This window comes from Pseudovibrio exalbescens (assembly GCF_028737195.1).
Lineage (GTDB): Bacteria > Pseudomonadota > Alphaproteobacteria > Rhizobiales > Stappiaceae > Pseudovibrio > Pseudovibrio zosterae.
Map to the genome: position 1 here is coordinate 277,413 of NZ_JAQZAJ010000001.1, position 24,165 is coordinate 301,577.

Annotated in this window: 26 protein-coding genes; all 26 read left to right on the forward strand. The window is 54.2% G+C overall.

The genetic code is table 11. From position 1 onward, the window contains the following. Positions 1 to 267: 267 nt before the first annotated feature. The 26 genes from PUV47_RS01380 (at position 268) to frr (ending at position 24,139) form a co-directional block, all read left to right on the forward strand. Positions 268 to 1,284 (forward strand): phage protease, encoded by a 1,017-nt coding sequence (locus tag PUV47_RS01380; protein WP_274216657.1) that lies wholly within the window; start codon positions 268 to 270, stop codon positions 1,282 to 1,284. Between the two features lie 29 nt (positions 1,285 to 1,313). Then, on the forward strand, positions 1,314 to 1,721 hold the full coding sequence (locus tag PUV47_RS01385; RefSeq protein ID WP_274216658.1) for a hypothetical protein: 408 nt from the start codon (positions 1,314 to 1,316) through the stop codon (positions 1,719 to 1,721). 61 nt (positions 1,722 to 1,782) lie between these two features. Beyond that, the gene (locus PUV47_RS01390) at positions 1,783 to 2,682 is read left to right on the forward strand and encodes a Mu-like prophage major head subunit gpT family protein (protein WP_274216659.1); all 900 of its coding nucleotides are present in this window, start codon (positions 1,783 to 1,785) and stop codon (positions 2,680 to 2,682) included. A 26-nt stretch (positions 2,683 to 2,708) separates the two neighbouring features. Further along, positions 2,709 to 3,110, forward strand: coding sequence for a hypothetical protein (locus tag PUV47_RS01395; RefSeq protein ID WP_274216660.1), 402 nt, complete (start codon positions 2,709 to 2,711; stop codon positions 3,108 to 3,110). A gap of 106 nt (positions 3,111 to 3,216) precedes the next feature. Beyond that, positions 3,217 to 3,624, forward strand: a complete 408-nt coding sequence (locus tag PUV47_RS01400) for a phage protein Gp36 family protein (RefSeq protein ID WP_274216661.1) — start codon at positions 3,217 to 3,219, stop codon at positions 3,622 to 3,624. Further along, on the forward strand, positions 3,624 to 4,127 hold the full coding sequence (locus PUV47_RS01405) for a phage virion morphogenesis protein (protein WP_274216662.1): 504 nt from the start codon (positions 3,624 to 3,626) through the stop codon (positions 4,125 to 4,127). Before PUV47_RS01400 ends, PUV47_RS01405 begins: the two co-directional genes overlap by 1 nt. Next, positions 4,124 to 4,648 carry a hypothetical protein gene (locus PUV47_RS01410; protein ID WP_274216663.1) on the forward strand — a complete coding sequence of 175 codons (525 nt, stop codon included), beginning with the start codon at positions 4,124 to 4,126 and terminating at the stop codon, positions 4,646 to 4,648. The genes PUV47_RS01405 and PUV47_RS01410 overlap by 4 nt, the downstream gene beginning before the upstream one ends. 2 nt (positions 4,649 to 4,650) lie before the next feature. Further along, positions 4,651 to 5,181, forward strand: coding sequence for a hypothetical protein (locus tag PUV47_RS01415; RefSeq protein WP_274216664.1), 531 nt, complete (start codon positions 4,651 to 4,653; stop codon positions 5,179 to 5,181). Positions 5,182 to 5,194: 13 nt separating this feature from the next. After that, positions 5,195 to 5,398: a hypothetical protein gene (locus tag PUV47_RS01420; RefSeq protein ID WP_274216665.1), complete on the forward strand. Its 204-nt coding sequence runs from the start codon at positions 5,195 to 5,197 to the stop codon at positions 5,396 to 5,398. A gap of 4 nt (positions 5,399 to 5,402) precedes the next feature. After that, positions 5,403 to 5,771, forward strand: a complete 369-nt coding sequence (locus PUV47_RS01425; protein WP_274216666.1) for a GPW/gp25 family protein — start codon at positions 5,403 to 5,405, stop codon at positions 5,769 to 5,771. Continuing rightward, positions 5,768 to 6,649 carry a baseplate assembly protein gene (locus PUV47_RS01430; RefSeq protein WP_274216667.1) on the forward strand — a complete coding sequence of 294 codons (882 nt, stop codon included), beginning with the start codon at positions 5,768 to 5,770 and terminating at the stop codon, positions 6,647 to 6,649. Before PUV47_RS01425 ends, PUV47_RS01430 begins: the two co-directional genes overlap by 4 nt. After that, positions 6,642 to 7,382 carry a phage tail protein I gene (locus tag PUV47_RS01435; RefSeq protein WP_274216668.1) on the forward strand — a complete coding sequence of 247 codons (741 nt, stop codon included), beginning with the start codon at positions 6,642 to 6,644 and terminating at the stop codon, positions 7,380 to 7,382. The genes PUV47_RS01430 and PUV47_RS01435 overlap by 8 nt, the downstream gene beginning before the upstream one ends. Beyond that, positions 7,379 to 8,869, forward strand: coding sequence for a phage tail protein (locus PUV47_RS01440; protein ID WP_274216669.1), 1,491 nt, complete (start codon positions 7,379 to 7,381; stop codon positions 8,867 to 8,869). Before PUV47_RS01435 ends, PUV47_RS01440 begins: the two co-directional genes overlap by 4 nt. 8 nt (positions 8,870 to 8,877) lie before the next feature. Next, entirely contained in the window at positions 8,878 to 9,558 is a 681-nt protein-coding gene (locus PUV47_RS01445; RefSeq protein ID WP_274216670.1) for a DUF4376 domain-containing protein, read from the forward strand. Between the two features lie 43 nt (positions 9,559 to 9,601). Then, on the forward strand, positions 9,602 to 10,819 hold the full coding sequence (locus PUV47_RS01450; RefSeq protein WP_274216671.1) for a phage tail sheath subtilisin-like domain-containing protein: 1,218 nt from the start codon (positions 9,602 to 9,604) through the stop codon (positions 10,817 to 10,819). Between the two features lie 16 nt (positions 10,820 to 10,835). Then, positions 10,836 to 11,348: a phage major tail tube protein gene (locus PUV47_RS01455; protein WP_274216672.1), complete on the forward strand. Its 513-nt coding sequence runs from the start codon at positions 10,836 to 10,838 to the stop codon at positions 11,346 to 11,348. 75 nt (positions 11,349 to 11,423) lie between these two features. Continuing rightward, positions 11,424 to 11,771, forward strand: a complete 348-nt coding sequence (locus tag PUV47_RS01460) for a phage tail assembly protein (RefSeq protein ID WP_274216673.1) — start codon at positions 11,424 to 11,426, stop codon at positions 11,769 to 11,771. Between the two features lie 132 nt (positions 11,772 to 11,903). Continuing rightward, complete coding sequence (locus PUV47_RS01465; RefSeq protein WP_274216674.1) at positions 11,904 to 14,825, forward strand: phage tail tape measure protein; 2,922 nt, start codon at positions 11,904 to 11,906, stop codon at positions 14,823 to 14,825. Positions 14,826 to 14,836: 11 nt separating this feature from the next. Continuing rightward, positions 14,837 to 15,247: a phage tail protein gene (locus tag PUV47_RS01470; protein WP_274216675.1), complete on the forward strand. Its 411-nt coding sequence runs from the start codon at positions 14,837 to 14,839 to the stop codon at positions 15,245 to 15,247. Further along, complete coding sequence (locus tag PUV47_RS01475) at positions 15,235 to 15,471, forward strand: hypothetical protein (RefSeq protein ID WP_274216676.1); 237 nt, start codon at positions 15,235 to 15,237, stop codon at positions 15,469 to 15,471. Before PUV47_RS01470 ends, PUV47_RS01475 begins: the two co-directional genes overlap by 13 nt. A 1-nt stretch (position 15,472) precedes the next feature. Continuing rightward, positions 15,473 to 16,474, forward strand: a complete 1,002-nt coding sequence (locus tag PUV47_RS01480; RefSeq protein ID WP_274216677.1) for a contractile injection system protein, VgrG/Pvc8 family — start codon at positions 15,473 to 15,475, stop codon at positions 16,472 to 16,474. Positions 16,475 to 16,939: 465 nt separating this feature from the next. Next, positions 16,940 to 20,371 (forward strand): DNA polymerase III subunit alpha, encoded by a 3,432-nt coding sequence (gene dnaE, locus PUV47_RS01485; protein WP_274216678.1) that lies wholly within the window; start codon positions 16,940 to 16,942, stop codon positions 20,369 to 20,371. A gap of 426 nt (positions 20,372 to 20,797) precedes the next feature. Next, a complete protein-coding gene (rpsB, locus tag PUV47_RS01490; protein WP_274216679.1) occupies positions 20,798 to 21,604 on the forward strand; it encodes a 30S ribosomal protein S2 in 807 nt (268 codons plus the stop codon). 165 nt (positions 21,605 to 21,769) lie between these two features. Then, complete coding sequence (gene tsf / locus PUV47_RS01495; RefSeq protein ID WP_274216680.1) at positions 21,770 to 22,693, forward strand: translation elongation factor Ts; 924 nt, start codon at positions 21,770 to 21,772, stop codon at positions 22,691 to 22,693. Positions 22,694 to 22,760: 67 nt separating this feature from the next. Then, the gene (gene pyrH, locus PUV47_RS01500) at positions 22,761 to 23,480 is read left to right on the forward strand and encodes a UMP kinase (protein ID WP_274216681.1); all 720 of its coding nucleotides are present in this window, start codon (positions 22,761 to 22,763) and stop codon (positions 23,478 to 23,480) included. 101 nt (positions 23,481 to 23,581) lie between these two features. Beyond that, a complete protein-coding gene (gene frr, locus PUV47_RS01505; RefSeq protein ID WP_274216682.1) occupies positions 23,582 to 24,139 on the forward strand; it encodes a ribosome recycling factor in 558 nt (185 codons plus the stop codon). The last annotated feature ends 26 nt before the right edge of the window (positions 24,140 to 24,165 follow it).

The window sequence follows — 24,165 nt, forward strand, 5'->3', positions numbered from 1 at the left end:
GGCGCAGCACCTCTTTATGACAAGCCACGGCCTTGAGAAGGATAAAAACGCCTCAGAAGCTCGTAGAGAGCATTGCAGGGGGTTTGGGTAACAGGATGCATGAGCGCTTTTCGAGTGCGTTCGACGGCGTTCGAAGACCATTCGAAATTGATTTTGACCCGCGCTTTCGGGTGATGTAAGACAAAAGGGTGCGATTTAGTGGATTTTGTGGGCTGGTAACATCTGTTACCGGCTTTTTTTGTGCCTGCATGGCCCACAGTGGTGCCCATGAACAGACATGCACACCTCGCCCTCACCATCAATGAAATTCAGTTGGACGGCAACAATGTTGTACCGGCATGGATCGAACTTGTTCCTGCTGGTCGCTTTGAAGGCCGGGATGGACGGTGGTTCGTCAATGACCGTCCTGAGGATGTGGTTGCCTTCTTTCTTGAAGATGAACTTGATCTGGTTGTTGACTACGAGCACGCAACGGAGTGGGGAAATGTAAGCGGAGCACCTGCCGCTGGCTGGATCAAGGAACTGGAGATCCGCGACGGGGCACTTTGGGGCCGTGTGGAATGGGTAACTCGTGCCTCTGAAATGATTGCCAACAAGGAGTTCCGGTTCATTTCTCCTGTTTTTTGGGAAGACTTGCAGACGCACCGCGTTCTCAAGTTGGTTTCGGCGGCCCTGACGCACCAGCCCAATCTTAAGATGACGGCGCTCAACAGTTCTCGTCTCACGCCTCCTCAAGATTTTGTTTCACCTGACCAACACAAAGGAACCGTTGCCATGAAAGATGAGCAGCGCAAGGCGCTATGCAAGACGCTTGGCCTTGCTGATGAAGCCTCTGACAGCTCCATTCTGGAAGCCGTTGCCACATTGAAGAACGATTTTTCCAAGGCCCAAAACTCTCTGCAGACACCAGATCCCAAGAAGTTTGTTCCGGTTGCTGATTTCAATCTGATGAAGGAACGCGCGGAGAAGGCTGAGAACGCATCCAAGGAAGTGTTCAAGGCAGAGGTTGAAAAGGCGATCAATTCGGCGGTCGAGGCAGGCAAGATCGCACCTGGTTCAAAAGAGTTTTACGTCAAGAGTTGCAACACTCAAGACGACCTCGACAGCTTCAATAAACTGGTTGCAGGCGGGGCATCTGCCGCCGTCACCAAACCATCTGGGCTGGATCAGGCTGATCCATCAAAAGGCAAGGCAGCTTTGTCCGCTGATGAACGCCTGATTGTCAAGCAGCTCGGTCTTTCCGAGGAGGACTACCTGAAACAGCGAGAGAGCGCATCAAGCTAAGCAGCGCTTCAAGCTGAAGGAGCAGATCAATGGTACAGCAGTCTCGAAAAGCAAGTCGTCGATCAGGTGATGAGGTTGTTCATCCTGTCAAGGGCGGCGAATACATCCGCCGTGGTGCGTTGTGCCTCCTTGATGGGGATGGAAACGCGGTGGCGGGAAAGGAAGTGGCAGACCTAACGGTTGCGGGTATTTGCCAGGAGACCATCGATAACAGAACCGGTTCAGATGGTATGCATCGGGGAGTGTTTTCGCGGGGCCGCGACCTTCACTTCTTGTCCAATGACAATGCAAACCCTGTGTTGCGCCAGCACCTCAATAAGCCTTGCTACGTGGTGAATGATGAGACCGTCTCGTCTTCGCACAACAATAATGCGCGTTCAGAAGCTGGCATTGCTCGTGATGTGACAAGTTCCGGCGTTTTCGTCGAGTTCGTTTAACAGGCAGCTGATCAGCAGCGGTGTTTGGCTCGACATGGGCGAGCCTGAGGAGATTGGTAAAATGGAAGTAACGGGTTCAACGCTTGCCACACTAGGTGTTGGCTTTAGTGCGGCGTTCCAATCCGGTCTGGCCGAAGCGCCGATGGATTGGAAGAAAGTCGCTACTGAGGTGCCAAGCACCACCTCAGAGCAGGAGTATGGTTGGCTTAAAGACTGGCCTGCAATGCGGGAATGGGTCGGAGACCGGTTGATTAAGGAACTTTCCGGTGATAGCTACAAGATCAAGAACAAAGCCTATGAAAGTACTGTAGCCGTCAAGAAGCCCGACATCGAAGATGACAAGGTAGGCATGTATGCGGCGCGTTTTAAGGCGCAAGGCAAAGCGGCAGGTCAGTGGCAAAACAATCTTGTTTGGGCAGCTCTGAAGCTCGGCCTGAGCGAGAAATGTTATGATGGCCAAAACTTCTTTGACACTGACCATCCGGTTGGCTCCAAAGAGAACGGCAATCTGCGCACCCTATCCAACCTTCAAGATGGTTCCAAGGCCCCGTGGTTCTTGTTGGATGTGTCTCAGGCCATCATGCCTATCATCTTTCAACTCCGCAAAAAGCCCGAGATGGTTGCACAGACCGATCCCAATAACTCCGATCACGTCTTCAAAAGAAACGAGTTTCTTTATGGCGTGGATGCACGCGGCAATGTGGGCTTTTCTTTCTGGCAGTTGGCTTATTGCTCGAAGCAAGACCTCACAGCGGAGAACTATTCCCTGGCTCGCCAGTCCATGAGTGGTCTTAAGAACGATGAGGATCAGCCTCTTGGCATCATGCCGCGTTTGTTGGTCGTAGGACCTGGCAACGAGGCGAAGGCTCGCAAGCTGCTGAAAGCCGAAAAGCTTGCGAACGGTGAAGACAACATCTGGCAGGGAACTGCCGAGCTGTTTGTCTCTCCCTGGCTCGACTGAGCACATACGATCCAAGGGGTACGTGGATGACTACTAGCGTTTATTCGATTGCGACCAGCCGCACACACTGGCGCGGGGGGCAGTTCTTCGTCCAGGGCAAGAAGAAGGAGTTGACCGTTCCTGACCAGATCAGCGATGAGCAACTTCGTCAGATCAAAGCTGATCCGGAGCTTCTCGTTGAGTTGGTGGGTGAGCTGTCTCATGATGCCCTGAAGCCGTCTGACCTTGAGACGCGCCTCTTGACTATTCAGAAAGCTGTTTTCGCTTTGCCTGGCGGCAAGGATGCGTTCACCAAAGCGGGCACCCCGCGGGTTTCCGTTCTTGAAGATGCCATCGGTTGGAAGCCTGAGGCTGATGAAATCGAACAGGCCATTGAGGCACTGAGCGATCAGGAAAAGGCGGACCTGAAAGCGGTCCTGGAAGGCTAGCGACAGCCTTCGTTGATGTCAGACCTTTCGGGGCAAAAGGTCTGCATCCTCCCTGGGAGCTGCTGGCAAGGCAGCTCCCTCCTTTCCAAACAAAATGAGTTTTCAGATGGCATATGCAACGGTTCAGGACTGGCTTGATCGCAATGGGAACCACTCATTTGTTGCTGACTTCAATGAAGATGGCGAGGCTGATACTGCTGCAATTGCACGCACCCTTGAAGATGCATCAGCAGAGATCGATGGCTGGTTGGCGCGGCGTTACGGGACACCTGTCAAAGATCCACTGGCCGCCCCAATACTGCGCCAGCACTGTCTGGTGATCGCCACTCACTTGATGGCCGACACCAGGTACACCCGAGATGATGAAATCGATGCGCGCTACAGGGCGTCGGTTGATTTTCTGAAAGCCATCTCAAAGGGCATGGCTGATCTGCCCATTCAACAAGCCAGTACTGATACCGGAAGAGCCTCCAATGTCGGCGTGACTTTTGTCATGCCTGAAAGGGTGTTCTGATGGCTGGTGTCGGCTTTGTTTATGACGAGCAGGGCGTCAAGCGCCTGGAGCTGATCGCAGAGCGGCTGAGCTCTCCTGATGTTCCGTTTGTTCTGGATACACTCGGGGCACTGGCTGTGGGCCAGACCCAGCGACGGATCACACAAGATCAACAAGCACCGGACGGGTCGTCCTGGCCTGAGCATTCGAAAGGTTATGCCGATAGCCTGAGCGGCTCCCAGGGAATGCTGCACAATGAAGGTGATCTGGTCACCAGTCTCGACCACGTTGTCAGTTCAGATGAGGTGAGCTGGGGATCTTCCCTTGTTTACGCGGCTATTCATCAGTTCGGCGGCACCATCAAGCCTAAAGATGGCGGCTCTCTCTTCTTCATGATTGGCACAGAAGCGATTGTTGCGTCCGAGGTGACCATTCCAGCAAGGCCTTATCTGGGCACGTCCGACCAGGACAGCCGGGAGTTTGAAAGCTCTGTCATTCACTACATGGAAGGTCTTTTGTCATGAGCAGCTGGACAAAACCTTGCTCCTACAGCGCCATCCTGGAGGCAATCGTTGCGCAGATCGGTGCAAGTGACGTGCTTTCTAGAAACGGCCTTGTGAAGTCGGCCCCTGGCATTGTCAGTGACGCTTGGTTGAAGAAAGAAAAGGTACCAAATTCGGGAGGTGCGTTTGTTGGTCTTGGCCGGGTTTCATCCGTAAAGCAACTTGCCGATGGGACCAGCGTTCATGAACTTGGACTTGGTGTGTTTTTGGTCCCGCCTTACCGGCGTCGTGATGGGCAGGCGGCCTCCATCGCGGACACAGCGCACAGACTTATCGAGTTGATTGATGACAACCGCTTTGAACTTGCAAAGGCCCAACGGCCGGTAGGTATTTCAGCACGCAATCTTTATTCACCTTCCGTGGATCTCCTGGGGTCAGCGCTCTGGCTCATTGAGTGGCGGCAGAGCTTTATCCTGTTCGATGCAGAGGGCAATGACATTGGTAACGCGGCGAGTAGATCTGCGGCTCTTGGGAGGGGATAGATATGAATGACCTTCTTGTAGAGCTGCAAACTCGTATCGCTGAGTTGGAGCGTCGCTCAGGCAATTTTGTGCGCAAGGTTAAAGTCGCGTCCTATGAAAACGGCAAGGTGGTTGTTGAGGACGGTAGCGGATTTAGATCCGCACGGGTTACGCAAGCTTCCATCACTTCCGGCGAATGGCAGATTGACGCGCCTGCCAATGTGGGTGCGCAAGGATTCCTGTTTTGTCAGGACGGTGAAACCGAGAACGGCATCTTCTTTCCCTGCATTCCATCCAGTGCACATCCGCATGCCAGCAATACGGGCGGCACGCTGTGCCTGAAGGGGCCAAGTGGCGTCCAGATTGAGATCTCCTCAGGCACGCTCACCATCACCTGCACTGAGGCTACGGTAAATGCCGACACGATCAACCTTGGTGCAACGGGTGGCAAGAAAGTTGCCCGTATTGGCGACATGGTCGCCGTCGGTGGGGGCTCCTCGAAAGGCAACTGGCCCATCGTCGAAGGATCTTCGACGGTTTTCGCAATCGATTGAGTGAGGAATGACAATGAGCATGAAGAAAGAAGCATTTGCAGTCCAAAAGGAAGCTCCGATTTTCGGTCAATGGCACAAAGCTGGTGACACCGTCGAAATGTCGGAAGCGCAAGCCCGGTTTCTTTGTCTGAACGGGACTTTGAAGGCCACGAAGCCTGCCCGCAAGACTGGTAGTAGCAAAACGACTGCCAAGCCTGACGAAGCAAACAAGGCTTGATCTCATGGCAGGATACGACGCTGAAACAGGAAAACCGATTTATGGCGATGCGCGCATTGCGCAGGCCATGCGTCGTCTCGTGCAGACGCGCGGCGATCTTGTGATGCGTCGACATCTGCGCTGTGAGCTGCCGGACCTGATTGATACCCCGCACAACGCAGCTCAGCGGGTTTTGTTTCAGGCGGCTGTGGCAACGGCCATCCATGAGTATGAGCAACGTGTGGAACTGGAAGAGGTTCGCCTTGTTGCTCCTGCTTCACCTTCAGAACCGGAGGCCGCCAAACGCGTGGCAGATGGTGAAAATCGGTTGGAGGTCCTGGCGGTAAGCCGTGAGACGGGCAGGCCGATTTCTTTGATTGAGGTGGTCAAATGAGCCGGTATGACGACATCATAGATCTGTCCAAGGTCGCTCCCCCAAAGCTCATCGAGGAAAAAGAGCACGCTCAGCTATTTGATGAACTCAAGGCTACCTATGAGCATTATTGGCCTGAGTTCGAAGATGAAACCGAATTTGAGCCCGTACGCGCCCATCTGCATGTAGATGCGCATCTAGCGTATCAAGTCTATGCACGTATCAACACAGCTGGAGCTGCTGCCCTTTTGGCAAGCGCTTCCGGTACAGATCTGGACGCCAAGGGGGACGGCCGCTCTGTTGTGCGAAAGGTGGTTCAGGAAGCCACACAGGACATGCCAGTTGTCATGGAAACGGATGATGACTTCCGAGATCGCATCCGTCTGGCTCCAGAAAGTTGGTCAGTGGCCGGGCCCGAAGGTGCCTATGAGTTTTGGGCAAAAAGTGTGCCTGGGGTCCGCGATGCGCGTGCTTATTCACCCGCTCCTTGCGAGGTCGAAATCTATGTCGCCCCTGATGACTTGAGTGAACCGGCGCATCAGGATCTGCTGGACCGTGTATCTGCGGCCGTATCTGGTCATGATCGACGCCCAGTTGCTGACAGGGTGGAGGTCAAGGCTGCTGAGATCCTGAAGACACCCGTTGTTGCAACACTGTATGTCCTGCCCGGTCCCAGTCTTGATCTTGTGAAAGACCAGGCGGAGAGACAAGGCAAGGCCTATCTGGAGACCCGTCAAAAAATCTGGAAGTCCCTCTATCGCTCTAAGCTCGATGCCGCGCTTGTTGTCCCAGGCGTTGAGTACATGGATGCAAATCCGGTTGGCAATGTTCTGGTAGGCAAACACCAGATCATCTGGGCATCCTCTCTTACAGTGAATGTGGAGGTCATCGATGCGTGACGTCTCTTCGCTCTTGCCTGGCTATGCCACAGATCATGATCGCCGGTTGGCGTCAGTCTCGTTCTGGTCTTATGAGATCGATCAGGCCATCGCGGATTTGCGTGATCTGACCAATCCGGACCTTACGCCTGCGCGCTTCCTGCCATTTCTTGCCTATGAGGCCTCTGTGGACTTTTGGGATGAAGAGTGGCTGGAAGAGGTGAAACGCAAGGCGATCAAGCTGAGCTACACCATCCATCGTTTTAAAGGCACGGTACATGCGATTGAGACGGCTCTTTCAGTTATCTCGGTTGAAGCAAGTCTGGTGGAATGGTGGCAGCCAGGTGGCTCCGGTGTTCCTGGTACGTTTGAACTGACAGCCTATCCTGCCGGTAATGTTTACAGCTCCCATGACTACCTTTCAGCTCGGCTGCAGCGGCGGATCTGGGATGCGGTCAATCTTGCGAAGCCGTTGTCGCGCCACTTTACATTCCGGCTTGGGATCAGAGCTGCAACCAAGCTCACAGTTGGAATGGCTGTTTCTGATCTTAGCCGTACACGCATCGTGCCTGCCGCGCTGCGCCAGCTGAATAACAACATGAAAGTCGGCATTGGAGCTGCAATCTCGTCCGGCGAAAGAGTTCAGCTTCGGCCTCCACTGGTTCATGAACTTATCAGTTCAGGGCCTTACATGGCTGCAGTCATGATCCGGCCGGTACGTTCATCCATTCATATATATCCGAGGCAACAATGAGCGAACCTCTCTTTTACACGCGTCTGACCGATGAGGGATCTGCTGCTCTTAATGCGGCAATAACAGGTGGTCAGGGAATCACCCTGAGTGAGCTGGCTTTGGGCGATGCTGGCGGAGCCGTGTATGATCCGGACGGGTCCGAAACTGCTCTGAGAAACGAGATCTACAGGACGCCAATCACCTCCATCACGCAGGATCCGCAAAATCCGGCATGGCTTGTGATTGAAGCCATCGTGCCGCCCAATGCCGGTGGGTGGTGGGTGCGTGAAGCGGGTGTGTTTTCTGATGATGGGAAGCTGTTCGCCATTGCAAAGTATCCTGAAGCCTACAAAGCCAAGCTGGAAGATGGCTCCGCTGCCACGCTCACCATTCAGATTGTTTTGCAGATCACGAACACGGACGCCATCCAGCTCGTGGTCAATCCGCTTGATGGCTATGCCACCCAAGGCTGGGTGGTCTCGACCTATCCGTGGGCAACCAAAGCGGAAGCTGCTGATGAGACGGTTGAGCGCAAGGTGATCGACCCGAAACGGCTGCATGAAACACTGGCAGAGGTGATGCCGCCACGCGATCACACACATCAGATGGACCAGATCGTTGGGTTGATTGCGGCGTTGAACGCAAAATCTGGTGGGGACCATACTCACCGCTATGCCCAGTTGGAAGACAAGCCGACCACACTTGATGAGCTTGGTGTGCTTGATGTTTACACCAAGGCGCAGGTGGATCAGTTGATCGCTGATCTGATCAGCGCCGCTCCGGGGGCTTTGAATACGCTTGATGAGCTGGCCAACGCGTTGGGAGACAATCCCAACTTTGCAACGGATATCCTGAATGCTGTGGGCGCGAAACTCGATGCCAACAAGGTCAGTGCGTTCTCACTCACCGTGCTGGCCTTAACAAGCTCCAGCGCATGGCGAGAAAAGCTTGGTCTGGGGTCTTTGGCCACCAAATCGATTTCCTATGTGGAGGGGCTTGTCGGCTCTGCCGTGCCTCCCGGCACTGTCGCGCACTATGATGGCACGTCCGCGCCTAATGGGTGGCTCATCCGAAACGGTGCTGCGGTTTCCAGAGCAACTTACTCTGACCTTTTCAACGTCCTCGGCACGAGACACGGTAGCGGCAACGGCTCAACTACGTTCAACCTGCCGGATGATCGAGGCCGGGTAGATCGCGGGCTTGATCTTGGTAAAGGGCTGGACCCAGGGCGTGTGATCGGCAGCCAGCAAGGGGATGCGATCAGGAACATTACGGGTGAACTGTGGGGGTATCATATCGATAGCTATGTCGGACTAAACGCCTATGGCGGCGAAGGAATAGAAAATGGTGCTCTGACATTCACCAACAGAAGCACTTCCCGAATAGCTCAAAGTGCAAGCCACAACAACCAAAGTCGTGGAATCAAACTGGACGCCTCACGACAAGTCCCCACGGCGCATGAAAACCGCATGGTGAACACCGCCTATCTTCCGATCATCAAGTACTGAGGCGAATTATGAGCACGAAAGTTGTCTATCAGCTCGACGAAAGGGGCTATCTTGTTCGAGAAGCCCTGGCCCATGAAAGCCCATTGGAGGCTGGGGTATATCATCTGCCAGCGGGAACCGTGGAAACGCCGCCGCCCGCTCTTTCCTCCGGTCAGGCTGCTCGGTGGGATGGGGCTTCATGGCACATGGTGCCCGATCATCGCGGCGAAGCGTGGTTCGATGAAAGAGGCGAACCCGTTGAAATTCTGGATTATGGCGATCCGGAGGAATTGGGCTTAACACGCAGTTTTACACCGCCGCCGCCCACAACAGACCAGCTTCTGCAAGAACTGGGCACCATACGCAAGCTCGTGGAAGCGCAAGGGGTCCCAATTACGCTTGCATCAGGTGAACAGGATGAAGTGGACAGCGATGACAAGGCTCAGGCAAAGCTGCTCTCAATTCTGACACAGATCGACAAGGGGCTTCGTCCCGATCCCAGCACATTCAAGTTCAAGAGCAACGTTTCCCGGAAAATCACCAATGCCGACATGCTCAGGATCGTTCAAGCGGTTCTGGCACACGTTCAGGCCTGCTTTGAAGCGGAAGGTAGCCTGCAGGGCAAAATCCGTGCGGGAACCATAGACACAAAAGAAGCCTTAAAGCCCGCCTTTGACTTCGCGCTAAAGCAAGAGATGAAAGCGCTTTGAAAATGCCCCAGAGAACTGCTTCTTCCCAACCTGAGAGGACATCATGACAACTAACTATCATCACGGGGTTCGCGCCTTCGACAAGACAACGGCTGTTCCTGTCATCAGGGTTGGCGAGTCCGGGGAAATTGGCATTATCGGAACGGCGCCAGAGGCGGATAATGATAAATGGCCGCTCAACGTTCCCGTCGCGATTGTTGGTGACATAACGAAAGCGGAGAGCTTGGGCGGTGCGGGCACTTTGCCGATTGCGCTTAAGACAATCTGGAAACAGTACAGTCAGACATCCGGCAAAATCGTGGTGGTGCGTGTTGAGGAGATTGCCGATCCCGATCAGCAAAAAAGCGCAGTGATCGGTGATGTGACCCAGAAAACTGGCGTCCATGCATTCCGGTCCGCCAACACGTTGGTCGGCATTGAGCCTGATCTCTTGATTGCTCCAGGGTTTGCAAATGCGACTGCTGACGGGGTTGCCAATGCGGTGGTCAATGAACTGGTGAGCGTTGCAAATCGGCTGCGTTCATTCGTCTTCTTTGACGGACCGAATACCTCCGCTGCGGATGCTGTTCTCGCACGTGAGAACTATGGCTCGGATCGTGCCATGATGGTTGATAACTACATTTCCGAGTGGGATACCGCATCCGATGGAGAAGTGCAGCTTCCCGGATCAATTCTAGCTGCAGCCATGCAGTCGAAGATGGATCTGGAACGCGGTTTCTGGTGGCCTGCCTCTAACAAGCCAGCGCTTGTTAACGGGACAGCTCGTGTCGTGGACTTCCGCTCCAATGACAGTGGATGTGAAGCCAACTTCCTCAACTCACATGACATCACAACGATCATTCGGGACGATGGCTTCCGGCTGTGGGGTACCCACACGCTTGATAGCGAAAAGCTTCTTGGCGGTACCATTGTTGGTCGCCGGGTAGCCGACAAGACTTATGATGCTCTGGAACGTGGTCTGATGGCTTACATCGATGTGCCGACCAGCATTCAGGCGCTCAAGGATATCGCGGCGACCGCTGAAGAGTTCTTGAGATCCATGGTGCGTCAAGGTGCCTTGATCAGTTTTCAGTTCGAGCTTCCGCTGGAACTGAACTCCGCACGGCAAATGGCTGACGGGAAACTGGTGTATCGCCTCAAGTTTGTGGAAGCGGCCTCCATCCGGGAAATCCAGCTTTGGGGCTATCGCACGCCCGATCTTTACGAAGAGTTTCTTACCCGCGCTGCTGCTGTAAGCAGCTCTTCAGCGGTCGCGGCCTAACTGGGAGGGAAAAAACATGGAACAGGGACACAAGCTTGATGGCTTCACACTTTGGATGGGACCGGATGACTATGGCGGGATTGTCACAGGCATCACACGCCCGGAAGTCTCACGCAACATTCAGGAACGCAAGGCGGGAGGGAGACGGTTCCCAATCGGTACGGCCCATGGCTACGAAACCCTGAAGATGACAATCAAAACCAAGGGTCTGTCCATGAAGATGTTCCGGGCGTTGTTGCCCGGAACCATAGATGGGGTGAAACTTTTCGTTCGAGGCCATTTTGATGACGAGCTTGGCGGGACGCTTACTTCGGTTGAAGAGGTCGTTGGTCGTGTCAAATCTCCAAAAGTCATCGACGAAATGAAACAGGACGATGACGTGGAAGGCGAAATCGAGATCTGGCCCGTCTATTACAAATGGGAGATTGGCGGGAAAAAAGAGCTGGAGATCGATGTCCTGAACGACATCATCTATCCCGATGAAATCGATGGCTCTGAAGCGCGCCGCACCTCCCTAGGCCGCACGTAGACTGCCCTCTTTTTGACCGGCGGCCGTGGGCCGCCCGTCGCTCCTTTCTATCTCCTAAACTGAAAGAGTTTGAACATGACAAAGCAAGTTGTGACGCTGGCCAGCCCAATCACAATCAACGGCAACAAGGTGAGCGAAATCACATTGGTGCGCGAACCGGTGGGCCGTGAACTTGGTAACTTCACGCCATTTGACGTGGCCGAAGGCAACATTAAAGCCCTTGCATACGTGCTGCCCAAGATCTGTTCTCCGCACCTGCCCAGTTCGGTGATCAAGGATATGGCAACCGGAAACATCATGGCACTGACAGCGGGCTTCAACCGTTTTTTCGATGGACTGGAACCGGATGGACTGGTGAAGACGGTGGAGACGACATCGGACAAGACGACGAACTCTCCCGACCAGAGCGGCCAGAAAGCCTAGACCAGATTTTCTATGAGATCACAGCCGCCTTTCAGTGGGGGCTGCGAGATCTGGAAGATTTGTATTGGGCTGACCTATACAGGCACTGGATCAATGCCCGCGAGATTTTGAAAGAGCGAAAGGCGGCCATGGATGAGCAACAATCTTAAAGCCCAGATGACCATGACCTTGCGCGATAAGTTTTCGCGCAATGGTCGCCGCCTTCGCGACCAAATGAGAGGCATGCGAAAAGATAGTCGCGATTTGGGACAAGGCTTTAAAAGCGCAGCTCGTGAGGCTGCGGACATGGCTCGCAAGGACGTGCAGGCTGCGCGCTCAAAGCAGGAGCTCATCGAAAAATTCAAGAAAGGCCGAAATGCGGTCAAGCAATCCCGGCTTGAGTACGTATCTGCCAAGGCAAAGTTGCAGGCTTTCAGCAACGAACTCAAGGCTTCTGAGAAGCCTTCGAAGAAGCTTCAAACTGCTTTCAAAAAGGCGAAGTCTGATACAGAACGCCTTGGGAAAGCTTTCAAACAAACTACACGAACAGCCCAGAGGAATAAGCAGGCGCTAGAGGCGGCTGGTATTAAGGCTAACCGGTTGTCCATGGAAGAGAAGAAGCTGGTAACAACGGTTGACCGCGCAACAAAAGAACTGGATGAACAAACAAGAGCGCTTCGAAGACAGCAAGTCGAGTACCAGCGTTTGGAACGCCGAAAGCAAGCAATCCTCAGGTTGACTAACCGGGAGCGCCAGCGCCGGGACAGCCGCCTGATGCACGGCGCTGCAGTGGGGGCGGCCGGTGTCGGGGCTATGTTAGCGGGCAGACAAGTAGTTCGGCCCGTTGCGGGTTCCGTCATGCAGTTTGCCTCGTTTGAAGAGCAGATGGACGCGGTGGCCGCTGTGGCGCGGGTTCGCAAAGGGAGTAATGATTACCGCAGCTTGAATGAGCTGGCTCGGGAGTTGGGTGCTACAACCAGTTACAGTGCTTTGGAAGCCGGGCAAGGTATGGGCTTTCTTGCCATGGCTGGTATGGATGTCAATGCAATCAAAACGTCGATGTCTGATGTACTTGACCTGGCAAAGGCCACCAAGACCGACCTCGCTGGCACGGCAGATATCAGCTCCAATATCCTTTCTGGTTTTGGCCTGGAGCCGGAACAGATGACCCGCGTGGCTGATGTGCTGACAGCTACAACCACACGAGCAAACGTGGATTTGGTCATGCTTGGGGAAAGCATGAAGTATGCTGCGCCTGTCGCCAAACAGTTGGGTGTGTCTTTGGAAGAAACAGCTGCCATGGCTGGCTTGCTGGGGAACGTTGGTATTCAGGGCTCAATGGCTGGTACGTCGCTGCGTACCATTTACACCCGGTTGGCAGTACCCAATAAGCGGGCGGCAGATGCTCTGCGCACTCTGAAGGTTGAAACAAAAGATGCAGCGGGCAACCTGCGATCGGTACCTGATGTTCTTCTGGAAATTGCACGGGCAACTGAGCACATGGGCTCAGGACAAAGGGCAGAGATCTTCAAGAGTATTGCTGGAGCTGAGGCCGGATCGGCTTTTGCGGCTTTATTGGACAATAAGGGATACGCAGTTTTTGAAACGCTGTTGTCTGATCTTGAAAACGTGAATGGCGAAGCCAAGCGCGTTGCGACACAGATGGGCGACAACCTGATGGGTGACTGGCGTGGTTTCATGTCTTCTGTTTCAGAACTCGCTCTCATATTCGGCGGCTCTCTCAGCCCGTCAATAAGAGAAGCCGTTCAATCCATGACTGCATTCACCAGGTCCGTTGGGGTATGGCTTAAAGATCACCCTAATGTGACCAAGGCCATTGGCTTTACCATTGCGGCGTTGGCAGGATTGCTGATCGTTGGCGGAGGCCTACTGACCTTTATGGGCTCAGCGATGGCTCTGAGCGCCGGTCTTCGCTTTGGCTTGTTCATGATGGGAATGCGTGCCAGAACCAGTGCGCGGGGGATTGGACTGATGTCCCGTGCTTTGCGTCTGGTCAATCCAATCCGTTGGGCGCTGTTAATCCCCAAACTGAGCTGGAAACTGTTCGTTCCCGCTTTGAGATGGCTTTCCTTCGTGCCCAAAATTGGGTGGCAGAGCCTGGTTACAGGCTTCCGATGGCTGTCGTTCGTTCCCAAACTGTCCTGGCGGTTATTGATCCCTGCGTTGCGATGGGGCTCTCGCCTCATCCCAGGTATTGGATGGGCCGTTCTGGCAGGAGAATTGGCGTGGCATCTTCTCATAAAACCATTGGGGTGGGACAAGTATCTGCCCAGCATTGACTGGCAGCAGATTGTTGGCGCTGTGTCATGGGAAGGCTGGATCCCGCGCATCGACTGGAAGAAGGTTATTGGATCAATCTCTTGGCCGTCAGAACTGACATCCTTTGACTGGAGAAAGTTCATTTCTGAAGTCGATTGGAAGAACCTTGTGCTTCTTAGTGTGCCGGGCACAATCAACTCGGTCATCGAAGCCTTTACCGGGATCAACCTGTTTGAGGCAGGTGTGAACGCCATCAAGTCACTTTGGAACGGCATGAAGTCCATGGTTGGTCAAATGGCGGCTGATATCAAGGCGCGGATGGTAGGAATGCTGCCGGACTGGGCAACCAAATACCTTGGAATTGGTAGCGCTTCCGATGGCGCTGAAGGAAAGCTACAAGCTAGAGCGACGGGTGGCTCATATCGGTCCGGGCCTCTTCTGGTCGGAGAGCAAGGCCCAGAGCTGCGCTATGCAACTCAGGGCGGATATATCGCCCACAATGACAATTTGAAGCGCATGGTGCGGATGTCTGATCGTATTCGCCGAGCGGCTCGAATTGGAATGGTTGCCGGTGCGATGGCCGCGCCAGTTTCAGCAGTTGCTGCAGCACCTATTCTTCCCACTATGCCAGCTCAAACCGCTCCTGCTGCAACTGCCGGGCCGAAGTTTGAGATCTCAATTCAGATTGGCGATATCACGGCTACGGATGCGAACATTGGTAATGTTGTCGAAGAGGCGGTTGCAAACGCTCTGGAACGCGCCATGGCTGACGCGCAGAGGCGTTTGTCTGATTGAGGAGAACCATCATGTCCAGACCCCTGGCTGCTTTGGGGAGGTTTATATTCTCACCTGATGCTGGATCTTTTGAGGAGCTGGAACGGCGCTGGAAGTTCATCTGGGCAAAGCCAGATCCGATTGGCGGTGCTCCCAGAAAGCAATGGACTGGCCCGGGTGATCAAACATTGATGATCAAGGGCGGGATTTGGCCGGAGATCCAACCTGCGGGCGCGTGGAAGCTGGAAGCCATTGCTGCCCGTGCTGGCACGGGTCAGCCGGTTAGTCTCACTTTAGGTTCTGGCCGCGTTCTGGGGCGCTGGTGTGTGGAAGAGATCTCAAAGAAAGAAACTGAGTTTGTCCGGCCTGGACCCGGAACGGTAATGGAGTTTTCCATCCAACTCAGCCGGTATACTGGAGGAAGTTCACTATGGCCGTTCTAAAACGTGCTCAGAAGGGTGATACCGTTGAACTGATGATCATGAAGCACTATGGCCGCCAGAGCGATGAACTGCTGCGTTTGGTGATGACACATGAGCGCAACAAGCACCTTTGCGCCCCCGATGCGCCCTTCGTTCTGGACAGTTCAGTTCTGGTGTACTTCCCAGATGCACCAAATCAGGAAGCGCCTCGTTTTGTTACCCCTGCCATCAGTCTTTGGAGCTGATATGAATCTGTTTGTTTCTATTAACGGTATCGATGTTTCCGGTTTTGTTATTGGTCAGCTCTTGGGAAATGAATCAAACTCTAATCTGATCGATATCAGCGTGACAGATGAAGCTGGCAGCAAGTCCGACAAGGTTGAACTGACATTGGTGCGTGATGGAAATATTCCACCACCACCAAAAGGAGCCGAGATCCTCGTAATGCTTCCCAATGCTCAGGGCATGCTGATGCCAGTCGGGACGTTCTATTCCGACGCTCCAACGACGAGGGGAAACAAAAAGGACGGCCACCAGATGCGGATTAGTGGAACGTCCGCCAATATGGGTGGTTCTTTAAAGGAGAAGAGAACCCAAAGCTACAGCAACACAACTGTCAAAAAGGTAGTCGAGATCATTGCGGGCCGTCATTCTCTGGAACCGGTAGTAGGCGATAGCCTTGCCTCAATCGCGGTCCTACACAAGGATCAGACGAATGTGAGTGATATGCACTTCCTTACCGAGTGGGCAAAGGATCTGGGAGCCATATTCAAACCAACTCAAAGGAAGCTGCTTTTTGTTGAAAAGGGAACCACCAAATCAGCAACCGGAATTCCGCTTCCGGCTGTGATGCCACTAGCAACTCAGATAATTGACTATGAATGGGAAGGGAGCCAACGTGATGAGTACAAGATGATTAAGGCTGCCTATCACGATCAGGACGGGGCAACTCGCTTGTATGAGGTGGCTGGAGAGGGAGAGCCTTCCTACACTCTATCCAAGAGCTATCCTGGAAAGGACGAAGCCAAAAGAGCTGCAGACGCCGCATTGAAAGAAGGCGTGGCTGGTGCCGAGAAGGCGAAGATCACGATTATAGGGGACGCCAGTGCCCTGGCTGAAGGCGCAATTACCCTGCCGCCACTCCAACCTGAGTTGGCTGGTTCGTGGAGCATTCGAAAGGTGGTTCACAATGTTCGAAAGGCTGTCGGATACACTTCGAAGCTGGATCTGGAAAGGGTGCGAAGCTAGCTCTTGAAATGCGACAGTGAGAACATACCGCCTACTGAAAATTGCGCTTCACGCCCCAAAGGGGCGAAAACACCCCCCAAACCGAAGTGCTCCAAATCCAAGTGTCCCATACTCTAAATCCAAGTGTCCCGCTTCAATGCGTTAGTTCCCTTTTTGTTTACCTTCAATTTACCATGCCTTCCATTCTGAAAAATCAGGAGTTGCATAAAAAGAACAAATAAAGAACTATAGTGGAACAGAAAGGGTTCTGATGGAGTTTGACATGATGTATTTCATTCGTGATGTTGCTGCTTTCGCTTCTATGGTCGCTCTTGGTTCCAGTTTTTGGTTATGGGGGCAGGCATTGGCATCAGGCTTGTGATGGTGATTGGTGTGAATAGCTTCCCCATACAGTCGACATTCGCAGGCGGTTACCGCATTCTGCGCAGCCAACAGGGTTGGTAAACAAATAAAGAGGTGTGTGTGATGTCTGGACCGGGTTTTGTGCATTTGAGAACCCATTCGGCTTACTCACTTCTTGAGGGTGCCTTGCCATTGGCCAAGCTTCTTGATTTGGCCGCCAAGGACGACCAGCCCGCGCTTGCCATGACCGACACGGGCAATCTGTTCGGTGCGCTGGAGTTCTCAGAAAAAGCTTTTGGTGCTGGTATCCAGCCAATTGTCGGCTCCCAGGTTGCGATCAATTTCAAAGACACGGATGCCAAGGGGGATGAGGCGCTCACGGATATGGTTTTTCTGGCCGCGAGTGAGCAAGGCTACGAAAACCTCATGGACATTGTCTCCCGCGCTTTCTTGGATACGGAGCCTGGGTATCGGGCCAATATCGATCTCGAGCGGCTGAGGCTAAAGAATTCTGGCCTGATCGCTCTGACAGGTGCTCTTAATGGTCCAATCAACACCGCTCTCTTCAATGGCTTTCCAGAGCTCGCTTGTTCACGTTTGAAAACGCTCAAGGAGATTTTTGGTGATCGCCTCTACGTTGAGGTGCAACGGCATGGATTGCCGGCTGAGGATCAGGTGGAGCCGGAGCTTTTGGAGCTGGCGTATGCGGAAGATGTGCCGCTGGTAGCCACGAATGAGCCGTTTTTTCCATCTGCGGATGATTATGAAGCCCATGATGCGCTGCTGGCCATTTCTGAGGGGCGTGTCCTTATTGAAACAGACCGTCGTCAGTTGACGGAAGAGTTTAGGTTCAAGACTCGCGCCGAGATGCTGGAGGTTTTTTCGGACCTGCCGGAGGCGTTGGACAACACCGTCAAAATTGCACAGCGCTGCCACTATCGCCCTTTGAAGCGCGCGCCGATCCTGCCGCGGTTTGCAGGCGCGGATTCCGATCCGGAAGAGGCTGAAAAGGCGGAGGCAGACGAGCTTGCCCGTCAGTCAAGAGAGGGATTGCAGGCCCGCCTGGATGTGCATGGGCTTGCTCCCGGTCTTGAAGAAAAGGATTACTGGGAGCGGCTCGACTACGAGCTCGGCATCATTACTCGCATGAAGTTCCCAGGGTACTTCCTGATCGTTGCGGACTTCATCAAGTGGGCCAAGGAGCAAGACATCCCTGTTGGGCCTGGTCGTGGTTCTGGTGCGGGTTCATTGGTGGCGTGGTCCTTGACGATCACTGACCTTGATCCCATGCGGTTCTCTCTGCTTTTCGAGCGGTTCTTGAACCCGGAACGCGTTTCCATGCCTGACTTTGACATCGACTTTTGCCAGAACCGGCGAGAAGAAGTCATTCGGTATGTGCAGCGCAAATATGGCCGGGAACAGGTGGCTCAAATCATCACCTTTGGTACGCTACAAGCCAAGGCTGTGCTGCGTGACGTGGGGCGTGTGTTGCAGATGCCCTACGGCCAGGTGGACCGTCTTTCCAAGCTGGTTCCTGGGAACCCGGCAAACCCGGTCACGCTTGCACAGGCGATCGAAGAAGAGCCAAGGCTGCGTGAAGCTGCGCGGCAGGAGGAGGTCGTAGACCGCCTGTTGATCATGGCACAGAAGCTGGAAGGTCTTTATCGGCACGCGTCAACCCATGCCGCTGGCGTCGTGATCGGGGACCGACCGCTTGAACAGTTGGTTCCGCTTTACCGAGACCCGCGTTCCGATATGCCGGTTGCTCAGTTCAACATGAAGTGGGTGGAGCAGGCAGGGCTGGTCAAGTTTGACTTTCTTGGCCTTAAAACCCTGACGGTGATCGATACGGCGATCAGTTTGCTTCGGCGCAGGGGCGTTGAGGTGGATATTGCCTCAATCCCGATTGATGATCCGGCGACCTACAAGCTGCTGGCTGCTGGCGATACGGTTGGCGTGTTTCAGTTGGAAAGTCAGGGCATGCGCCGGGCGATCGCCGGGATGCGGCCTGACCGGTTTGAGGACATTGTTGCGCTTGTGGCGCTTTATCGCCCGGGTCCAATGGACAATATTCCGGTCTACAACGCAGTAAAGCACGGGGAGCAGGAACCGGATTATCTTCACCCGCTTCTGGAGCCGATCCTAAAGGAGACGAACGGCATTATCGTCTATCAGGAGCAGGTTATGCAGATCGCGCAGGTGCTCTCTGGGTACTCACTGGGTGAGGCGGACTTGTTGCGCCGCGCGATGGGTAAGAAAATTGCCGCTGAAATGGAGATCCAACGGGCCCGATTTACGGAAGGGGCCGTTGAGCGCGGGATCGACAAAAACCAGGCCGGAATGATCTACGATCTGGTGGCCAAGTTTGCAAATTACGGCTTCAACAAATCTCACGCGGCAGCTTATGCGCTGGTGGCTTATCAGACAGCATGGCTCAAGGCGAACTATCCGGTTGAGTTTCTTGCAGGCATCATGACGCTGGATCTTGGCAATACGGACAAGCTCAGCGATTTTCGCCAGGAAGCGGTTCGCATGGGCATTGAAGTGGTGCCGCCGTCGGTTAATCGCTCAGGGCCGCACTTCGATGTGGAAGACGGGAAAATTCTTTACGCGCTTGGTGCCATCAAGGGCGTCGGCGAACACGCCATCGAACACATTGTAGAGGTGCGCGGTGACAAACCTTTCAAGGATATGGCGGATTTCGCGCAGCGGGTGAGCACGCGCATCGTTAACAAACGCACACTGGAAAGCCTGATTGCAGCCGGTGCGTTTGATGAACTCAACAAGAACCGGGCACAGTTGCTTCAGGGACTGGACCGGATCGTTGCCACCTCTCACCGCGCCGAAGACAACGCCACGTCGGGTCAAAATGAGCTCTTCGGCGGCGCTGATGCGCCGGAGCCGCTGATCATGCCAGATGTGGACCCGTGGACGCCGTCAGAACGGTTGCAGCGTGAACACAGCGCTGTCGGCTTTTACATTTCCGCCCATCCGCTGGATGAGTATCAGGAGCTCTTCAAGAAACTGCGCGTGCAGCTCTGGAAGGATTTCGAACAGTCTGTGAAAGCAGGGGCGTCCGCAGGCCGCCTTGTGGGTACGATCACGTCTCGTCAGGAGCGCAAGACCCGCAAGGGCACGCAAATGGGCATCGTGCGGATTTCTGATCCCACCGGCCAATACGAAGCCATTCTGTTTTCGGAGGGGTTGAACCAGTTCCGCGATCTGTTGGAGCCGGGCAATTCGGTGGTGCTTCTGGTGCAGGCGGATATGCGCGAGGAAGAGGTCAGCGTGCGCATTACCCAAGTCGATCCGTTGGAGCGGATTGCTTCTCGCGTGCACAAAACCCTGCGCGTGTTTATGAACACGTCCCAGCCTGTGACAAGCCTTCAAAGGCAGCTGAAGCCGGGTGGGGACGGTGAAGTGAGTTGCATCATGCTGTTGGATCAGGGACAGCGGGAGGTAGAGGTCAAGCTTCCCGGCGGGTATCAGCTGTCGCCGCAATTGGCAGGTGCGCTCAAGTCCATGCCCGGCGTTTTGGATGTTCAGATGAACTAGTTGATCCATCGCAGGAACGGCCCATGCCGTGCCTTGTGGGCGGCTGAGTGGGGCTTGAACAGGGCGGGGGGAGCTCGTTCAGGCATCAAGGAGCCGAGTTGGCGTTAGAGGACAAGTTGGCGAGGGGCGTGCGCGCGGTCTTTGTTTTGACCGGTCCTGGTTTTGGCCGATCCGGCGCATGTGGCGCGGTTTCCAATGGTTGCCGGCTATACTTTGAGGCCCAAGGTTTGTTCGCTGGGCCAAAAACCGCCAAGTTTGCCATTAGGCTGTGGATCTTGGCTTGATCTTGGGCTTTAGGCTCTCTATAAGGCGCTCATCCCACACGCAGGGCTGTGGCTTGCCGTCTCGGCAAAGTCCATCCGGTGCACAACAGTTCCGACTGGCACCCTGCGGAGGAATAAACCGGAAAACAGGAGTTATAGGGCCATGGCATTGCCCGATTTTTCAATGCGCCAGCTTCTTGAAGCAGGTGTTCATTTTGGTCACCAGAAGCACCGTTGGAACCCAAAGATGGGTAACTACATCTTCGGCGTTCGCAACAACGTTCACATTCTGGACCTCGGCCAGACCGTTCCACTTCTTCACCAGGCACTCAAGGCTGTTTCTGACACAGTAGCAGCTGGTGGTCGTGTTCTTCTCGTTGGTACAAAGCGTCAGGCTCAAGAGCCAGTTGCTGAAGCCGCTCGTCGTTCCGCTCAGTATTACGTGAACGCACGCTGGCTCGGCGGTATGCTGACCAACTGGAAGACCATTTCCCAGTCCATCGCGCGTCTGCGTAAGGTTGAAGAACTGCTGGCAGGTGATGCGAACCGCATGACCAAGAAGGAACGTCTGTTCCTCGACCGTGAGCGTGAAAAGCTTGAGCGTAACCTTGGTGGTATCAAGGACATGGGCGGTATTCCGGACATGATCTTTGTAATCGACACCAACCGTGAAGCGATTGCAATTCAGGAAGCACGCCGCCTTGGTATTCCTGTTGCTGCTATCCTGGACTCCAACTGTGACCCAGACGGCATCAACTACCCAGTTCCGGGTAACGATGACGCTGGCCGTGCAATCACTCTGTACTGCGACCTGATCGCTCGTGCAGCGATTGATGGTATTGCACGTGCACAGGGTTCCATGGGCGTTGATCTCGGCGAAGCCGAAGAAGTTCTGGAAGAGCCAGCACTGGCAGAAGAAGGTTCTGAAGAAGCTGCTGCTGTTGAAGGCGGCGAAGCTGCTCAGGCCTAAGCCATTAAAGGTGCCGGCTTCGCCGGCATTCCTTTGATCTCTTTGGACGACCACCGCAAAAACTGCGGCGGTCGTCACATTGCAGACAAAACAAATCGGTTAGACCGCTAGGGAAGTCGGATTTCCGATTTTTTGGTTTTTAACTCCCGTCCAAGAGGCGATCTCATGAGCATTACCGCAGCAATGGTAAAAGAGCTCCGCGAAACAAGCGGCGCTGGTATGATGGACTGTAAAGCAGCCCTGAAAGAAACTGATGGTGACATGGAAGCCGCTATCGATTGGCTGCGCACCAAGGGCCTCTCCAAGGCTGCAAAGAAGGCTGGCCGTGTTGCTGCTGACGGTCTTGTGAGCGTTGCTGCCGCTGGTAAGAAGGCTGCTGTAGTCGAAGTCAACTCTGAAACTGACTTTGTGGCACGCAACGAAGGCTTCCAGAAGCTGGTTCGCGACATTGCTTCTGTAGCACTGGAAGTTGAAGGTGACGTTGAAGCGCTTGCTGCTGCTGGTTACCCAGGTTCCTCCAAGTCCGTTGACGAGGAAATCAAGGAAGCTGTTGCAACCATCGGCGAAAACATGACGCTCCGTCGTTTCGCTAAGCTGGAAGTTTCTGAAGGTGTTGTTTCTTCCTACGTGCACAACGCAACCGTTGAAGGCATGGGCAAGATCGGCGTTCTCGTTGCACTGGAATCTGCAGGCGACGCTGAAAAGCTGAACGCACTGGGCCGTCAGATTGCAATGCACGTTGCAGCAACCAACCCAATGTCCCTGAACGTTGAAGAGCTGGATCCTGCAGCTATTGAACGTGAGCGTGCAGTATTCGTTGAACAGGCTCGTGAATCCGGCAAGCCAGACAACATCATCGAAAAGATGGTTGAAGGCCGCCTGCGCAAGTTCTACGAAGAAGTAACGCTTGTTAAGCAGAGCTTCGTCATCAACCCAGACCTGACTGTTGAAGGTGCTGTTGAAGAAGCTGCCAAGGAAATCGGTTCTCCGATCAAGCTGGTTGGCTTTACTCGCTTCGCACTGGGTGAAGGCATCGAAAAAGAAGAAACCGACTTTGCTGCAGAAGTTGCAGCAGCAGCCGGTAACTAATAATTCTGGGGGCGTCGATTCCGATCGGCGCCCTTATTGTATCCAGACCTAGGTGAAGGGTTTCAATATGTCTGAGAAACTGCGTTGGAAACGAGTTCTTCTGAAGCTGTCCGGTGAAGCGCTGATGGGTGATCAGAACTTTGGTATTGACCCTGCCGTGGTTGAACGGGTGGCGCGGGAAATCGCCGAAGCGGTGGCGCTTGGCGCGCAGTTCGGCATTGTTGTTGGCGGTGGTAACATCTTCCGCGGTGTTGCTGTTGCAGCCAAGGGCGGCAATCGCGTAACCGGTGACCACATGGGTATGCTGGCAACCGTGATGAATTCGCTTTCGCTCGCAGATGCTCTGAACCGTCTTGGTGTTCAGGCCCGCGTGCTGTCGGCCGTACCGGTTCCTTCCATTTGCGAAACGTTTACGCAGCGCGGCGCCGAGCGTTATATGGAAGACGGCGACGTGATCGTTTTTGCTGGTGGTACTGGCAACCCGTTCTTCTCGACTGATTCTGGTGCCGCACTTCGCGCCGCCGAAATGCAGTGCAACGCGTTCCTGAAGGGTACGCAGGTAGATGGTGTTTACGATTCAGATCCCAAGTTGAACCCGGATGCGCAGCGCTACGAGACGCTCACGCCCGGCGAAGTTCTTGAAAAGGACCTGAAAGTCATGGATGCGACGGCAATTGCACTTGCCCGCGACAACTCTATTCCTGTAGTGGTGTTCTCCATCCACACTTCAGGCGCACTGGTGAATGTGCTGCGAGGGCAGGGCTTGTTTACAGTCGTAGCCGACTAACAAAGCGCAATCGCCAAGAGTCAGTGTAGCAGATGAACCTCCAGCGACCCGGACACTTGAGATCCGGGTTTTGCTGACTGAGTATTTTGAGAGAGGATAGTATGTCGGAGCTCGACTATAACGACCTACGTCGCCGAATGACTGGTGCCATCACAGCTTTGAAACATGAGTTTTCCGGGCTTCGGACCGGTCGTGCCTCCGCGAGCATGCTCGACACAATCACGGTTGAGGCGTACGGCTCTCCAATGCCAATCAACCAGGTGGCCACCGTCAGCATTCCAGAGCCGCGCATGATTTCCGTGCAGGTTTGGGATCGTTCCATGGTTGCCGCAACCGAAAAGGCAATCCGTGAGTCCAGCCTGGGTCTGAACCCTGTTGTTGACGGTCAGGTGCTGCGTCTGCCTATTCCAGAGCTCAACGAAGAGCGCCGTGTGGAACTGGCCAAGGTTGCGCACAAGTACGCCGAATCTGCCAAGGTTGCCGTTCGTCACGTTCGCCGCGATGGAATGGACATCATCAAGAAGGCTGAAAAGGCCGGCGAGATGGGCGAAGACGAGAGCCATGTGGCTCAGGAAAAGGTCCAGAAGATGACCGACGAGTTCATTGCTGAAGTTGATGATGTTCTTGCCAAGAAAGAGCAGGAAATCAAGCAGGTCTAATGGATCTCGAACGGGGTGGATATCGA

What these genes read in the sequence shown, in the direction of transcription:
- tsf (WP_274216680.1), top strand. Translation starts at nt 21,770, where the DNA reads ATGAGCATTACCGCAGCAATGGTAAAAGAGCTCCGCGAAACAAGCGGC.
- PUV47_RS01395 (WP_274216660.1), top strand. Translation starts at nt 2,709, where the DNA reads ATGACTACTAGCGTTTATTCGATTGCGACCAGCCGCACACACTGGCGC.
- PUV47_RS01470 (WP_274216675.1), top strand. Translation starts at nt 14,837, where the DNA reads ATGTCCAGACCCCTGGCTGCTTTGGGGAGGTTTATATTCTCACCTGAT.
- PUV47_RS01445 (WP_274216670.1), top strand. Translation starts at nt 8,878, where the DNA reads ATGAGCACGAAAGTTGTCTATCAGCTCGACGAAAGGGGCTATCTTGTT.
- PUV47_RS01450 (WP_274216671.1), top strand. Translation starts at nt 9,602, where the DNA reads ATGACAACTAACTATCATCACGGGGTTCGCGCCTTCGACAAGACAACG.
- PUV47_RS01475 (WP_274216676.1), top strand. Translation starts at nt 15,235, where the DNA reads ATGGCCGTTCTAAAACGTGCTCAGAAGGGTGATACCGTTGAACTGATG.
- rpsB (WP_274216679.1), top strand. Translation starts at nt 20,798, where the DNA reads ATGGCATTGCCCGATTTTTCAATGCGCCAGCTTCTTGAAGCAGGTGTT.
- PUV47_RS01380 (WP_274216657.1), top strand. Translation starts at nt 268, where the DNA reads ATGAACAGACATGCACACCTCGCCCTCACCATCAATGAAATTCAGTTG.
- PUV47_RS01405 (WP_274216662.1), top strand. Translation starts at nt 3,624, where the DNA reads ATGGCTGGTGTCGGCTTTGTTTATGACGAGCAGGGCGTCAAGCGCCTG.
- PUV47_RS01420 (WP_274216665.1), top strand. Translation starts at nt 5,195, where the DNA reads ATGAGCATGAAGAAAGAAGCATTTGCAGTCCAAAAGGAAGCTCCGATT.
- PUV47_RS01435 (WP_274216668.1), top strand. Translation starts at nt 6,642, where the DNA reads ATGCGTGACGTCTCTTCGCTCTTGCCTGGCTATGCCACAGATCATGAT.
- frr (WP_274216682.1), top strand. Translation starts at nt 23,582, where the DNA reads ATGTCGGAGCTCGACTATAACGACCTACGTCGCCGAATGACTGGTGCC.
- PUV47_RS01425 (WP_274216666.1), top strand. Translation starts at nt 5,403, where the DNA reads ATGGCAGGATACGACGCTGAAACAGGAAAACCGATTTATGGCGATGCG.
- PUV47_RS01385 (WP_274216658.1), top strand. Translation starts at nt 1,314, where the DNA reads ATGGTACAGCAGTCTCGAAAAGCAAGTCGTCGATCAGGTGATGAGGTT.
- PUV47_RS01480 (WP_274216677.1), top strand. Translation starts at nt 15,473, where the DNA reads ATGAATCTGTTTGTTTCTATTAACGGTATCGATGTTTCCGGTTTTGTT.
- PUV47_RS01390 (WP_274216659.1), top strand. Translation starts at nt 1,783, where the DNA reads ATGGAAGTAACGGGTTCAACGCTTGCCACACTAGGTGTTGGCTTTAGT.
- PUV47_RS01410 (WP_274216663.1), top strand. Translation starts at nt 4,124, where the DNA reads ATGAGCAGCTGGACAAAACCTTGCTCCTACAGCGCCATCCTGGAGGCA.
- PUV47_RS01400 (WP_274216661.1), top strand. Translation starts at nt 3,217, where the DNA reads ATGGCATATGCAACGGTTCAGGACTGGCTTGATCGCAATGGGAACCAC.
- pyrH (WP_274216681.1), top strand. Translation starts at nt 22,761, where the DNA reads ATGTCTGAGAAACTGCGTTGGAAACGAGTTCTTCTGAAGCTGTCCGGT.
- PUV47_RS01415 (WP_274216664.1), top strand. Translation starts at nt 4,651, where the DNA reads ATGAATGACCTTCTTGTAGAGCTGCAAACTCGTATCGCTGAGTTGGAG.
- PUV47_RS01455 (WP_274216672.1), top strand. Translation starts at nt 10,836, where the DNA reads ATGGAACAGGGACACAAGCTTGATGGCTTCACACTTTGGATGGGACCG.
- PUV47_RS01440 (WP_274216669.1), top strand. Translation starts at nt 7,379, where the DNA reads ATGAGCGAACCTCTCTTTTACACGCGTCTGACCGATGAGGGATCTGCT.
- dnaE (WP_274216678.1), top strand. Translation starts at nt 16,940, where the DNA reads ATGTCTGGACCGGGTTTTGTGCATTTGAGAACCCATTCGGCTTACTCA.
- PUV47_RS01460 (WP_274216673.1), top strand. Translation starts at nt 11,424, where the DNA reads ATGACAAAGCAAGTTGTGACGCTGGCCAGCCCAATCACAATCAACGGC.
- PUV47_RS01465 (WP_274216674.1), top strand. Translation starts at nt 11,904, where the DNA reads ATGAGCAACAATCTTAAAGCCCAGATGACCATGACCTTGCGCGATAAG.
- PUV47_RS01430 (WP_274216667.1), top strand. Translation starts at nt 5,768, where the DNA reads ATGAGCCGGTATGACGACATCATAGATCTGTCCAAGGTCGCTCCCCCA.